Annotated in this window: 12 protein-coding genes; all 12 read left to right on the forward strand. The window is 64.3% G+C overall.

The annotated features are described in order from the left end of the window. Window positions 1–10 precede the first annotated feature (10 nt). The 12 genes from S58_RS16705 to S58_RS16760 all read left to right on the forward strand — a co-directional run bounded on the left by S58_RS16705 (window position 11) and on the right by S58_RS16760 (window position 12,697). Complete coding sequence (locus S58_RS16705; protein ID WP_015666518.1) at window positions 11–1,207, forward strand: NADH-quinone oxidoreductase subunit D; 1,197 nt, start codon at window positions 11–13, stop codon at window positions 1,205–1,207. Further along, window positions 1,207–2,166: an FkbM family methyltransferase gene (locus tag S58_RS16710; protein WP_015666519.1), complete on the forward strand. Its 960-nt coding sequence runs from the start codon at window positions 1,207–1,209 to the stop codon at window positions 2,164–2,166. The genes S58_RS16705 and S58_RS16710 overlap by 1 nt, the downstream gene beginning before the upstream one ends. 14 nt (window positions 2,167–2,180) lie before the next feature. Continuing rightward, complete coding sequence (gene nuoE / locus S58_RS16715; protein ID WP_015666520.1) at window positions 2,181–2,792, forward strand: NADH-quinone oxidoreductase subunit NuoE; 612 nt, start codon at window positions 2,181–2,183, stop codon at window positions 2,790–2,792. After that, window positions 2,789–3,004, forward strand: a complete 216-nt coding sequence (locus S58_RS16720) for a hypothetical protein (RefSeq protein ID WP_015666521.1) — start codon at window positions 2,789–2,791, stop codon at window positions 3,002–3,004. The genes nuoE and S58_RS16720 overlap by 4 nt, the downstream gene beginning before the upstream one ends. Before the next feature lie 18 nt (window positions 3,005–3,022). Next, window positions 3,023–4,348 (forward strand): NADH-quinone oxidoreductase subunit NuoF, encoded by a 1,326-nt coding sequence (nuoF, locus tag S58_RS16725; protein WP_015666522.1) that lies wholly within the window; start codon window positions 3,023–3,025, stop codon window positions 4,346–4,348. A 103-nt stretch (window positions 4,349–4,451) separates the two neighbouring features. Further along, window positions 4,452–6,521 (forward strand): NADH-quinone oxidoreductase subunit NuoG, encoded by a 2,070-nt coding sequence (gene nuoG, locus S58_RS16730; protein ID WP_015666523.1) that lies wholly within the window; start codon window positions 4,452–4,454, stop codon window positions 6,519–6,521. 10 nt (window positions 6,522–6,531) lie between these two features. Beyond that, entirely contained in the window at window positions 6,532–7,602 is a 1,071-nt protein-coding gene (gene nuoH, locus S58_RS16735) for an NADH-quinone oxidoreductase subunit NuoH (RefSeq protein ID WP_015666524.1), read from the forward strand. 7 nt (window positions 7,603–7,609) lie between these two features. Continuing rightward, window positions 7,610–8,098: an NADH-quinone oxidoreductase subunit NuoI gene (gene nuoI / locus S58_RS16740; protein ID WP_006611003.1), complete on the forward strand. Its 489-nt coding sequence runs from the start codon at window positions 7,610–7,612 to the stop codon at window positions 8,096–8,098. A 9-nt stretch (window positions 8,099–8,107) separates the two neighbouring features. After that, window positions 8,108–8,746 (forward strand): NADH-quinone oxidoreductase subunit J, encoded by a 639-nt coding sequence (locus tag S58_RS16745; RefSeq protein ID WP_015666525.1) that lies wholly within the window; start codon window positions 8,108–8,110, stop codon window positions 8,744–8,746. Next, window positions 8,743–9,051: an NADH-quinone oxidoreductase subunit NuoK gene (nuoK, locus tag S58_RS16750; RefSeq protein WP_006611001.1), complete on the forward strand. Its 309-nt coding sequence runs from the start codon at window positions 8,743–8,745 to the stop codon at window positions 9,049–9,051. The genes S58_RS16745 and nuoK overlap by 4 nt, the downstream gene beginning before the upstream one ends. A gap of 65 nt (window positions 9,052–9,116) precedes the next feature. Further along, entirely contained in the window at window positions 9,117–11,192 is a 2,076-nt protein-coding gene (gene nuoL / locus S58_RS16755; protein ID WP_015666526.1) for an NADH-quinone oxidoreductase subunit L, read from the forward strand. Beyond that, window positions 11,189–12,697 carry an NADH-quinone oxidoreductase subunit M gene (locus S58_RS16760; protein ID WP_015666527.1) on the forward strand — a complete coding sequence of 503 codons (1,509 nt, stop codon included), beginning with the start codon at window positions 11,189–11,191 and terminating at the stop codon, window positions 12,695–12,697. The genes nuoL and S58_RS16760 overlap by 4 nt, the downstream gene beginning before the upstream one ends. Window positions 12,698–12,717: the final 20 nt, after the last annotated feature.

The raw sequence follows: 12,717 nt of genomic DNA on the forward strand, positions 1-12,717 counted from the left end.
GAGCGCGAGCATGAACGAGCAGAGCCCCGCACTTCGCAACTTCACGATCAACTTTGGCCCGCAGCATCCAGCGGCGCACGGCGTGCTGCGCCTGGTGCTCGAGCTCGACGGCGAGGTGGTCGAGCGGGTCGATCCGCATATCGGCCTCCTGCATCGCGGCACCGAGAAGCTGATCGAGACCAAGACCTACCTGCAGGCGATTCCCTATTTCGATCGGCTCGACTACGTCGCGCCGATGAACCAGGAGCACGCCTTCTGCCTCGCGGCGGAGAAGCTGCTCGGCATCGAGGTGCCGCGCCGCGGCCAGCTGGTCCGCGTGCTCTATTGCGAGATCGGTCGTATCCTGTCGCATCTCCTCAACGTCACCACGCAGGCGATGGACGTTGGCGCGCTGACCCCGCCGCTGTGGGGCTTCGAGGAGCGCGAGAAGCTGATGGTGTTCTATGAGCGCGCCTCGGGCTCGCGCATGCACGCCGCCTTCTTCCGCATCGGCGGCGTGCACCAGGATCTGCCGCCAAAGCTGATCGACGACATCGACGCCTGGTGCGATCCGTTCCTCAAGGTGGTCGACGATCTCGACCGGCTGCTGACCGCCAACCGCATCTTCAAGCAGCGCAACGTCGATATCGGCGTCGTCACCCTGAAGCAGGCGTGGGAGTGGGGCTTCTCCGGCGTCATGGTTCGCGGCTCGGGTGCGGCCTGGGACCTGCGCAAGTCGCAGCCTTATGAATGCTATGCCGAGATGGATTTCGACATTCCGATCGGCAAGAACGGCGACTGCTACGACCGTTATCTGATCCGCATGGAAGAGATGCGCCAGTCCGTGCGCATCATGAAGCAGTGCATCCAAAAGCTGCGGGCGCCGGACGGGCAGGGCCCGGTCGTTGTCGCCGACAACAAGATCGCGCCGCCGCGTCGTGGCGAGATGAAGCGCTCGATGGAAGCGCTGATCCATCACTTCAAGCTCTACACCGAGGGCGTTCACGTCCCGGCCGGCGAGGTCTATGTCGCGGTCGAGGCCCCGAAGGGCGAGTTCGGCGTGTATCTCGTCGCCGATGGCAGCAACAAGCCCTATAAGTGCAAGATCCGCGCACCTGGCTTTGCGCATCTGCAGGCGATGGATTTCCTCTGCCGGGGCCACCTGCTGGCCGACGTCTCGGCCATTCTCGGCTCGCTCGACATCGTGTTCGGAGAGGTCGACCGCTGATGGGCCAAGCGCCGATCCAGTTCGATCGTGCTTCCGGAGCGCTCGAAGGAGCGAACCTCTGGGAGCGCACGGCTGCATTGGCGCTGTCGACCGGCTCGAAGATCTCGTCGCACTTCTCCCATCGTGGCTATAATCGCTGCGCCAATCTGCTGCGCCTGACGCTGCCGGAGCGCGACATCGCGGTGAAGCTCAATCCGGACGCCGTGTTCGAGTTTCCCTATGGCGACGGCTATTGGAGCAAGCTGCTCAACCGCGACTATCACTACGAGGACGAGCTCGAGCTGTTGTTCCTCGGCACGATCGATGTCGACTACACCTTCATCGATGGCGGCGCCAATTACGGCTACTGGTCGGTGCTGGTCTCCAGCGCCCCCTATGGGTCGCACAAGGCAATCGCGATCGAGCCGTCGTCGGCCAACTTTGCCAAACTCGCCAACAATGCAAGCATCAACGCCGGCCGCTTCGAGGTGATGAAGTGCGCCATCGGCGCCAGCCGCGGCATGGCTCATCTCACCGGCACCAAGCACGAGGCGTTCAGCATCGCCGGCGGCAATGCAGGCGGCGAGCAGGTGCCCGTGATGGCGCTCGATGACCTGATCGACGACGGCAAGGTCGAGGCCTCCGGCAAGTACCTGATCAAGCTCGACGTCGAGGGCGTCGAGATCGAGGCGATCAAGGGCGGTGCGCGGCTGCTTGCGGCCGACAGCATGATCCTGTGCGAGGAGCACGGCCAGGATCGCAACCATACGGTATCGCGCTACATCCTCGATGAAACGCCGATGCAGCTGATGGTCTATGACCCCACGAGCCGCCGCTTCGAGACGGTGACCGAGCTGTCGATCCTCGACCGCATCAAGGTGTCTGCCCACGTCGGCTATAACGTGTTCGGAACTGCAAGTGCCTTCTGGCAGAATCGCGTCGCAGCGCTCAATGCAGACGCCGCGCGCCGCATGCAATGAAAGACTGAAGAGCCATGTCCGTCCGCCGTCTTGCCCCGAAGGAAATCCAGCCCGCGAGCTTCACGTTCACGGATGAGAATCTCGCCTTTGCCAAGGCGCAGATCGCGAAATATCCGGAAGGTCGCCAGGCCTCGGCCGTCATCGCGATCCTTTGGCGCGCGCAGGAGCAGCACGAGGGCTGGGTGTCGGAAGCCGCGATCCGCGTCGTCGCCGACATGCTCGGCATGCCCTACATCCGCGTGCTCGAGGTCGCGACGTTCTACACCATGTTCCAGCTGCAGCCGGTCGGCAAGAAGGCGCATGTCCAGGTCTGCGGCACGACGCCGTGCCGGCTGCGCGGCGCCGAGGAGCTGATCGAGGTCTGCAAGCACCGCATTCATCACGATCCCTTCCATCTGTCGAAGGACGGCGACTTCAGCTGGGAAGAGGTCGAGTGCCTGGGCGCCTGCGTGAATGCGCCGATGGTGCAGGTCTGGAAGGATACCTACGAGGACCTGACGCCGGAAAGCTTCGGCAAGGTGCTCGACGGATTCGCGACCGGCAACCTGCCGACGCCCGGTCCGCAGAATGGCCGCCAGTTCTCTGCTCCGGCGGGTGGTCCGACCACGCTGAAGGAGAAGACATGAGCCGCAATCGCATCCGCGTTGCGGCCCTGACCCAAGAGGGCGCCGCGATGAAGAACTGGCGCTACGTGGCGCTGCATACGACCGCGGCCGCCGCTTTCATTTTCGTGCTGCAGCGGTTCGCGCTTCAAGCGACGCTGGAATCCAGTCTGCTGTGGGCGCTGGTGTTCGGCGGCTGTGCCGCCTTCATCGCCACCATGCAGTCGAACCGCTGATATCGAGGAAGCCGTCTGATGCTCGACGACAAGGACCGCATCTTCACCAACCTCTACGGCCTGCATGATTGGGGCCTCGAAGGCGCGCGCCGGCGCGGCAGCTGGGACGGCACCAAGGGGCTGATCGACAAGGGCCGCGACTGGATCATCAACGAGATGAAGGCGTCGGGCCTGCGCGGCCGCGGCGGCGCCGGCTTCCCGACCGGCCTGAAATGGTCGTTCATGCCGAAGGAATCGACCGACGGCCGGCCGAGCTATCTCGTCGTCAACGCCGACGAGTCCGAGCCCGGCACCTGCAAGGATCGCGAGATCATGCGGCACGATCCGCATCATCTCGTCGAAGGCTGCCTGCTCGCCAGCTTCGCGATGAATGCGCATGCCTGCTACATCTATGTGCGCGGCGAGTTCATCCGTGAGCGCGAGCGGCTGCAGGCGGCGATCGACCAGGCCTATGAGGCGAGGTTGGTCGGCAAGGACAACGTTCATGGCTGGCCGTTCGACATCTACGTCGCCCACGGCGCCGGCGCCTATATCTGCGGCGAGGAGACCGCGCTGCTCGAAAGCCTCGAGGGCAAGAAGGGCCAGCCGCGGTTGAAGCCGCCATTCCCGGCCAATGTCGGCCTCTATGGCTGCCCGACCACTGTTAACAACGTCGAGTCGATCGCGGTGGCGCCGACCATCCTGCGCCGGGGCGCGGCCTGGTTCGCTGGCATCGGCCGGCCGAACAATGTCGGCACCAAGCTGTTCTGTATCTCCGGTCACGTCGAGCGGCCCTGCAACGTCGAAGAGGCGATGGGCATCCCGTTCCGCGAGCTGATCGAGAAGCATTGCGGCGGCATCCGCGGCGGCTGGGACAATCTGAAGGCCGTCATTCCCGGCGGCTCGTCGGTGCGCATGGTGCCGGCGGATCAGATCATCGACACGCCGATGGATTTCGACAGCCTGTCCAAGCTGCGCTCGGGCTTGGGCACCGCGGCCGTGATCGTGATGGACAAGTCGACCGATCTGATCCGGGCGATCGCGCGCATCTCGTATTTCTACAAGCATGAGAGTTGCGGCCAGTGCACGCCGTGCCGCGAGGGCACCGGCTGGATGTGGCGCGTGCTGACCCGCATGGCCGAAGGCCGCGCACACAAGCGCGAGATCGACATGCTGCTCGAGGTCACCAAGCAGATCGAGGGGCACACGATCTGTGCGCTCGGAGACGCCGCGGCTTGGCCGATCCAGGGCCTGATCGCGCATTTCCGTCACGAGATCGAAGCGCGCATCGATCAGTATTCGCACAAGGCCGATGTCGACGATGTCGGCGTGCGCGATCCCGCGCACATGGTGGCGGCGGAGTAGGCGATGGCGGTCCGACCGGCCAGCAAGGTTTTCCTCCGCGCATGTCGCGCCCTCACGGTGCGCGACGGCGCGGTGGTCCGTGGTTTGAGAGAGATGTGAGGCAATGACCAAGATCATCATCGATGGCAAAGAGATCGATGTGCCGCCGGAGTACACGCTGCTGCAGGCGTGCGAGGCGGCCGGTGCCGAGATTCCGCGCTTCTGCTATCATGAGCGGCTGTCGATCGCCGGCAACTGCCGGATGTGCCTCGTCGAGGTGAAGGGCGGGCCGAAGCCGGTCGCGAGCTGCGCCTGGGGCGTGCGCGACTGCCGGCCCGGCCCGAAGGGCGAGCCGCCGGAGATTTCGACCCGGTCGCCGATGGTCAAGAAGGCGCGCGAAGGCGTGATGGAGTTCCTTCTGATCAACCATCCGCTGGACTGCCCGATCTGCGACCAGGGCGGCGAGTGCGACCTGCAGGACCAGGCGATGGGCTATGGTGTCGACACCAGCCGCTTCGCCGAGAACAAGCGCGCCGTCGAGGACAAATATCTCGGCGCGCTGGTCAAGACCTCGATGAACCGCTGCATCCAGTGCACCCGCTGCGTGCGCTTCTCGGCGGAAGTCTGCGGCGTGCCGGAAATGGGCGCGACCGGCCGCGGCGAGGACATGGAGATCACGACCTATCTCGAGCAGGCGCTGAGCTCGGAGCTGCAGGGCAATCTGGTCGACATCTGCCCGGTGGGCGCGCTGACCTCCAAGCCCTATGCCTTCGCGGCACGTCCGTGGGAGCTCGGCAAGACGCAGTCGATCGACGTGATGGACGGCGTGGGCTCGGCGATCCGCGTCGACACCCGCGGCCGCGAGGTGATGCGCATCCTGCCGCGCATCAACGACAGCGTGAACGAGGAGTGGATTTCGGACAAGACGCGGCATGTCGTCGATGGCCTGCGCACGCAGCGCCTCGACCGTCCCTATGTCCGCGAGGATGGCAAGCTGCGCCCGGCGTCCTGGCCGGAGGCTTTCAAGGCGATCGCGACCAAGCTGTCCCGAATCGACGGCAAGCGCATCGGCGCCATCGCCGGCGGTCTTGCCGCCGTGGAGGAAATGTTCGCGCTCAAGGAGCTGCTGGCCAAGCTCGGCTCGCCCAATGTCGCGGTGCAGGGCGGTGACAGCTTCGATGCCAGGCTCGGCCGGGCGTCCTATATCTTCAATCCGACCATCGCCGGCATCGAGCAGGCCGATGCGATCCTGATCATCGGCGCCAATCCGCGCAAGGAAGCCGCCGTGCTCAACGCCCGCATCCGCAAGCGCTGGCGCTCGGGCCAGCTCAAGGTCGGCGTGGTCGGTCCCAAGGTCGACCTGACCTATCCCTACGAGCACATCGGCGCAGGCACCGACTCGTTGAGCGACGTCGCTGCCGGCAAGCACTCCTTCGCGACCACATTCCGTAACGCCAAGAACCCGATCGTGCTGGTCGGCGCCGGCGCTGCCGCGCGTCATGATGGGGCGGCGCTGCTGTCGCTCGCGGCCAAGATCGCGATGGACGTGAACGCGGTGCGCGACGACTGGAACGGCTTCGCCGTGCTGCATGACACCGCCTCGCGGGTCGGCGCGCTCGACATCGGCTTCAACGGCACCGGTCTCACCGGCGCGCAGATGACGACCTTTGGCACGATGGACGTGATGTTCCTGCTCGGCGCCGACGAGGTCGAGGTGCCCGAGGGCGTGTTCACTGTCTACATCGGCACCCATGGCGACCGTGGTGCGCATCGCGCCGACGTGATCCTGCCGGGCGCTGCCTACACCGAGAAGTCCGGCCTCTACGTCAACACCGAGGGCCGGGTGCAGATGGCCGGCCGCGCCTCGTTTCCGCCGGGTGAGGCGCGCGAGGACTGGGCGATCATCCGCGCGCTGTCCGACGTGCTCGGCAGGAAGCTCGGCTACGACTCGCTGGCCGCTCTGCGCGCTGCGATCATCAAGGCCGTGCCGCATCTCGGCCGCATCGACCAGATCGAGGCCGGCAAGATCGCCGACATCAAGACGCTGGCGGGCAAGGGTGGTAGCCTGGAAAAGGCGCCGTTCAAGCCGCTGATCGACGACTTCTATCTCACCAACCCGATCGCGCGCGCATCGGCAGTCATGGCGGAATGCTCCCGCCTGGCCTCCGGCCGCGTGCTCGTGGCAGCGGAGTGAGCGTGACCTGATGGCTGATTTCTTCGCAAGCTCGTTCTGGACCGGCTTCCTCTGGCCGCTGATCATCATGGTCGCGGAGAGCGTGCTGCTGCTCGTCGTCCTCCTGGTGGCGATCGCCTACATCCTGCTCGCGGACCGCAAGATCTGGGCGGCGGTGCAGATCCGCCGCGGTCCCAACGTGGTCGGGCCCTGGGGCCTGTTCCAGTCGTTCGCCGACCTTTTGAAGTTCGTGCTCAAGGAGCCGATCATTCCGTCCGGCGCGAACAAGGGCGTGTTCCTGCTGGCACCGCTCGTCTCCTGCGTGCTGGCACTGGCGGCGTGGGCGGTGATCCCGACCAATCTGGGCTGGGCGATCGCCGACATCAATGTCGGCATCCTCTTCATCTTCGCGATCTCGTCGCTGTCGATCTACGGCATCATCATGGCCGGCTGGTCGTCGAACTCGAAGTACCCGTTCCTGGCGGCGCTGCGCTCGGCGGCGCAGATGGTGTCCTACGAGGTCTCGATCGGGTTCGTGATCATCACCGTGCTGCTGTGCGCCGGTACCCTGAACCTGTCGGCGGTGGTCGAGGCGCAGCATGCGCGCGGTCTTGCCAGCCTGATCGGGCTGCCGCAGCTGACGATCCTGAACTGGTACGTCTGGCCGCTGTTCCCGATGTTCGTGGTGTTCTACGTCTCGGCGCTGGCCGAGACCAATCGCCCGCCGTTCGATCTCGTCGAGGCGGAGTCCGAGCTTGTCGCCGGCTTCATGGTCGAATACGGCTCGACGCCATACCTGCTGTTCATGCTCGGCGAGTACGTTGCGATCACCACGATGTGCGCGCTGGCCACCATTCTCTTCCTTGGAGGCTGGTTGCCGCCGATCGACCTGCCGCCGTTCAACTGGGTGCCGGGCGTCATCTGGTTCTCGCTCAAGCTGTTCTTCATGTTCTTCCTGATCGCGATGGCGAAAGCGATCGTGCCGCGCTACCGCTACGACCAGTTGATGCGCCTGGGCTGGAAAGTGTTCCTGCCACTGTCGCTGGCCATGGTGGTGATCGTCGCGGGCGTGCTGCACTTCGCCGGCATCGCGCCGAAATGAGGCTGTCATGAACATCTCCGCCACCGCACGGTCGCTGCTGCTGCAGGAATTCGTATCGGCCTTCTTCCTGGCGATGCGCTATTTCTTCCAGCCCAAGCCGACCCTCAACTATCCGTTCGAGAAGGGTCCGATCTCGCCGCGCTTCCGCGGTGAGCACGCGTTGCGCCGCTACCCCAATGGCGAGGAGCGCTGCATCGCCTGCAAGCTGTGCGAGGCCGTCTGCCCGGCGCAGGCGATCACGATCGAGGCAGGTCCGCGCCGCAACGACGGTACCCGCCGCACGGTGCGCTACGACATCGACATGGTGAAGTGCATCTATTGCGGCCTGTGCCAGGAAGCCTGTCCGGTGGACGCCATCGTCGAGGGACCGAACTTCGAGTTCGCGACCGAGACCCGCGAGGAGCTCTACTATGACAAGGCCAAGCTGCTCGCGAACGGCGACCGCTGGGAGCGCGAGATATCCAAAGCCATCGCGCTCGACGCGCCGTACCGCTGAGGCCGTCCGATGATCCTTCCTGCGCTCTTCTTCTACCTGTTCGCGGCGGTCTGCGTGGCCTCGGCCGTGATGGTGATCGTCTCGAAGAACCCCGTTCATTCGGTGCTCTATCTGATCCTCGCCTTCGTCAACGCCTCCGGCCTGTTCGTGCTGATGGGTGCTGAATTCCTGGCGATGATCCTGGTCGTCGTCTATGTCGGCGCGGTCGCGGTGCTGTTCCTGTTCGTGATCATGATGCTCGACGTCGACTTCACCGAGTTGCGCGAGGGCTTCCTGCAATACATGCCGATCGGCCTCGTGATCGGAGGCATCTTCCTGTTTGAGCTCTTGCTGACCGTGTCCTATTGGGTCATCAACCCGACGACGCCGAAGGCGATCACGGCGGCGATCCCGACCAACGTCACCAACACCGAGGCGCTCGGCCTCGTGCTCTATACGAAATACATCCATTACTTCCAGCTGTCGGGCATGATCCTGCTGGTGGCGATGATCGGCGCGATCGTGCTGACGCTCCGCCACAAGGCCAGCGTCAAGCGCCAGGACATCAACGTCCAGAACGCGCGCACGCCGGAGATGGCGATGGCGGTCCGCAAGGTCGCGGTCGGGCAGGGACTGCAGGATACGGATGCGGCGGAGTGGGTGAAATGACCATCGGATTGGGACATTACCTCGCCGTTGCGGCGATGCTGTTCACGCTCGGCATCCTCGGCATCTTCCTGAACCGCAAGAACATCATCGTCATCCTGATGTCGGTCGAGCTGATCCTGCTGGCGGTCAACATCAACCTGGTCGCGTTCTCGACGTTCCTGGGCGACATCGTAGGCCAGGTGTTCGCGCTGCTGGTGCTGACGGTGGCGGCGGCGGAAGCCGCGATCGGTCTGGCCGTGCTGGTGGTCTACTTCCGCAACCGCGGCTCGATCGCGGTCGAAGACGTCAATCTGATGAAGGGCTAAGGGCGCATGATCCGCAACTGTGGGGGCCGGCTCGCCGGCAAGGTCATGCGTAAGGGAACGGGCAAATGATCCAGGCCATCGTCTTTCTGCCGCTGCTCGGCGCCATCCTGGCCGGCCTGATCGCGCTGCTCGGCGCGCATGCGCGCCATCCGAGCGGTGACGCGGTCGAGCATCACGATCACGGCGATCACCATGCCGCGCATGCGGACCATGCGCATGACGACCACGCCCATGGCGGTCACGACGATCATCATGTCGCGGAGCCGCCGGCCGCCGGCACCTGGGCCGCACAGATTATCACGACGGGGCTGCTGTTCGTGTCGGCCGCGCTGTCCTGGGCGATGCTGGTCAGCGTCGGCTTCATGCATCACGAAGCCGGGGTGAAGGAGCTGCTGCCCTGGATCAATTCCGGCGAGCTGCAGGTCTCCTGGGCGCTGCGCGTCGATACGCTGACGGCCGTCATGCTGGTCGTGGTGACGAGCGTGTCCTCGCTCGTGCATCTTTATTCGATCGGCTACATGGACGAGGATCCGAACCGTCCGCGCTTCTTTTCCTATCTCTCGCTGTTCACCTTCGCGATGCTGATGCTGGTGACTGCGAACAATCTGGTGCAGCTGTTCTTCGGCTGGGAAGGCGTCGGTCTGGCGAGCTATCTGCTGATCGGCTTCTGGTTCCAGAAGCCCTCGGCCAACGCCGCCGCCATCAAGGCCTTCGTCGTCAACCGCGTCGGCGATTTCGGCTTCGCGCTCGGCATCTTCGCGATCTTCCTGCTGACGAAGTCCACCGACTTCGAGACCATCTTCGCCGCCGCGCCAAGCATTGCCGGCAAGACGACCATCAACTTCCTCGGCTGGCATGCGGATGCGCTGACGTTGACCTGCCTGCTGCTGTTCATGGGCGCGATGGGCAAATCGGCGCAGTTCCTGCTGCACACCTGGCTGCCTGACGCGATGGAAGGTCCGACCCCGGTTTCGGCGCTGATCCACGCCGCGACCATGGTCACCGCCGGCGTGTTCATGGTCGCGCGCCTGTCCCCGCTGTTCGAGCTGGCCCCGAACGCGCAGGCCGTCGTGATGTTCTTCGGTGCCACGACCGCGTTCTTCGCCGCGACCGTCGGCCTCGTGCAGAACGACATCAAGCGTATCGTCGCCTATTCGACCTGCTCGCAGCTCGGCTACATGTTCGTGGCGATGGGAGCAGGGGCCTATTCGGTCGGCATGTTCCATCTGTTCACGCACGCCTTCTTCAAGGCGCTGCTGTTCTTGGGCTCCGGCTCGGTGATCTATGCGATGCATCACGAACAGGACATCCGCAACATGGGCGGCCTGTGGCGCAAGATCCCGTACACCTTCGCGGTGATGACGGTCGGCACCCTGGCGCTGACCGGCTTCCCGGGCTTCGCCGGCTTCTTCTCCAAGGATGCGATCATCGAGGCCGCCTATGCCGCGCACAACCCGTTCGCGACCTACGCCTACTTCCTGACGATCGCGGCGGCCGGCCTGACCTCGTTCTATTCCTGGCGCCTGGTCTGGAAGACCTTCTTCGGCACGCCGCATGACCAGCATCACTACGATGCTGCGCATGAGAGCCCGATCTGGATGCTGATCCCGATCGGCGTGCTCGCGGCTGGTTCGATCCTGGCGGGCTTCCCGTTCAAGGCCCTGTTCACCGATCCCCATGGTGTCGAGGCCTTCTTCGGCGAGTCGCTGAAGATGAACCCGCACATCCTGGAAGACATGGAGCACATGCCGTTCTGGCTGGGACAGCTGCCCTTCATCATGATGGTGCTCGGCTTCGCCGTGTCCTACGTCTTCTATGTCAGCCGTCCGTACATCCCGGAGGAACTGGCGAGCCAGCAGCCGCTGCTCTACAAGTTCCTGCTCAACAAGTGGTACTTCGACGAGCTGTATGATTTGATCTTCGTCCGTCCGGCGAAGTGGCTCGGCCGCTTCCTCTGGAAGAAGGGCGACGGCTTCGTCATCGACGGGTTCGGTCCGGACGGCGTCTCGGCGCGGGTGCTCGACATCACGCGCAACGTCGTCAAGATCCAGACCGGTTATCTCTATCATTATGCCTTTGCCATGCTGATCGGCGTTGCCGGCCTGATCACCTGGTTCATGTTCATGGGAGGCCAGCAATGACCACCTGGCCAATTCTCTCCGTCGTCACCTTCCTTCCCGTCGTTGGCGCGCTGCTGATCTACCTGGTGCGCGGCGATGACGAGGCTGCCCGGCGCAATGCACGCTGGATCGCGCTGTGGACCACGCTGATCACCTTCGCGGTGTCGGTGATCCTGGTGCTGCGCTTCGATCCCGGCCAGACCGACTTCCAGTTCGTCGAGAAGTCGAACTGGCTGGCTGCCGGCATCAGCTATCACATGGGCGTCGATGGCATCTCGCTGCCGTTCGTGATCCTGACCACCGCCTTGATGCCGTTCTGCATCGTGGCGAGCTGGAAGTCGGTCACCAACCGGCTGCGCGAATACATGATGGCGTTCCTGATCCTGGAAACGCTGATGGTCGGCACGTTCTCGGCGCTCGACCTCGTGCTGTTCTATCTGTTCTTCGAGGGCGGCCTGATCCCGATGTTCCTGATCATCGGCGTCTGGGGCGGCCCGCGCCGGGTCTACGCGTCCTTCAAGTTCTTCCTGTACACGCTGCTCGGCTCGGTCCTGATGCTGCTGGCCATCATGGCGCTGTACTGGAACGCCGGCACGACCGACATTCCGACCCTGATGCACACGGCGGTGCCGCGCTCGTTGCAGACCTGGGCCTGGCTTGCCTTCTTCGCGTCCTTCGCGGTGAAGATGCCGATGTGGCCGGTGCACACCTGGCTGCCGGATGCACATGTCGAGGCGCCGACCGCGGGCTCGGTGATCCTGGCCGCGATCCTGCTGAAGATGGGCGGTTACGGCTTCCTGCGCTTCTCGCTGCCGATGTTCCCGCTGGCCTCGCACGACTTCGCGCCGCTGGTCTTCACACTGTCGGCGATCGCAATCATCTACACCTCGCTGGTCGCGCTGATGCAGGAAGACATCAAGAAGCTCATTGCCTACTCGTCGGTGGCGCATATGGGCTTCGTGACGATGGGCATCTTCGCGGGCACCATGCAGGGCGTGGCCGGCGGCGTGTTCCAGATGATCTCGCACGGCATCGTCTCGGGTGCGCTGTTCCTCTGCGTCGGCATCGTCTACGACCGGATGCACACCCGCGAGATCGCGGCCTATGGCGGCCTCGTCAACCGGATGCCGGTCTACGCGCTGGTGTTCATGGTGTTCACCATGGCCAATGTCGGTCTGCCCGGCACCTCAGGCTTCGTCGGCGAGTTCATGACCCTGCTCGGCACCTTCAAGGTGTCGATCCCGACCGCGTTCTTCGCGACCTTTGGCGTCATCCTGTCGGCCTGCTATGCGCTGTGGCTCTACCGCAAGGTGGTGTTCGGCGCGCTGACCAAGCCGTCGCTCGCAAGCATCAAGGACCTGACCTTGCGTGAGGGCGTGATCCTGTTTCCGCTGGTGGCGCTGACCATCCTGTTCGGCGTCTATCCGAAGCCGATCCTCGACATGTCGGCGGCGTCGGTGCAGCAGCTCGTGACCAACTACAATACAGCCGTGACGGCCGTGAAGGCCGCCGCGCTGCTCCAATGAGACCCCAGAGGTCGGGACAA

The sequence above is a fragment of the Bradyrhizobium oligotrophicum S58 genome, assembly GCF_000344805.1.
GTDB lineage: Bacteria > Pseudomonadota > Alphaproteobacteria > Rhizobiales > Xanthobacteraceae > Bradyrhizobium > Bradyrhizobium oligotrophicum.

What these genes read in the sequence shown, in the direction of transcription:
- S58_RS16745 (WP_015666525.1), top strand. Translation starts at nt 8,108, where the DNA reads ATGATCCTTCCTGCGCTCTTCTTCTACCTGTTCGCGGCGGTCTGCGTG.
- nuoI (WP_006611003.1), top strand. Translation starts at nt 7,610, where the DNA reads ATGAACATCTCCGCCACCGCACGGTCGCTGCTGCTGCAGGAATTCGTA.
- nuoK (WP_006611001.1), top strand. Translation starts at nt 8,743, where the DNA reads ATGACCATCGGATTGGGACATTACCTCGCCGTTGCGGCGATGCTGTTC.
- S58_RS16710 (WP_015666519.1), top strand. Translation starts at nt 1,207, where the DNA reads ATGGGCCAAGCGCCGATCCAGTTCGATCGTGCTTCCGGAGCGCTCGAA.
- nuoE (WP_015666520.1), top strand. Translation starts at nt 2,181, where the DNA reads ATGTCCGTCCGCCGTCTTGCCCCGAAGGAAATCCAGCCCGCGAGCTTC.
- nuoG (WP_015666523.1), top strand. Translation starts at nt 4,452, where the DNA reads ATGACCAAGATCATCATCGATGGCAAAGAGATCGATGTGCCGCCGGAG.
- S58_RS16720 (WP_015666521.1), top strand. Translation starts at nt 2,789, where the DNA reads ATGAGCCGCAATCGCATCCGCGTTGCGGCCCTGACCCAAGAGGGCGCC.
- S58_RS16760 (WP_015666527.1), top strand. Translation starts at nt 11,189, where the DNA reads ATGACCACCTGGCCAATTCTCTCCGTCGTCACCTTCCTTCCCGTCGTT.
- S58_RS16705 (WP_015666518.1), top strand. Translation starts at nt 11, where the DNA reads ATGAACGAGCAGAGCCCCGCACTTCGCAACTTCACGATCAACTTTGGC.
- nuoH (WP_015666524.1), top strand. Translation starts at nt 6,532, where the DNA reads ATGGCTGATTTCTTCGCAAGCTCGTTCTGGACCGGCTTCCTCTGGCCG.
- nuoF (WP_015666522.1), top strand. Translation starts at nt 3,023, where the DNA reads ATGCTCGACGACAAGGACCGCATCTTCACCAACCTCTACGGCCTGCAT.
- nuoL (WP_015666526.1), top strand. Translation starts at nt 9,117, where the DNA reads ATGATCCAGGCCATCGTCTTTCTGCCGCTGCTCGGCGCCATCCTGGCC.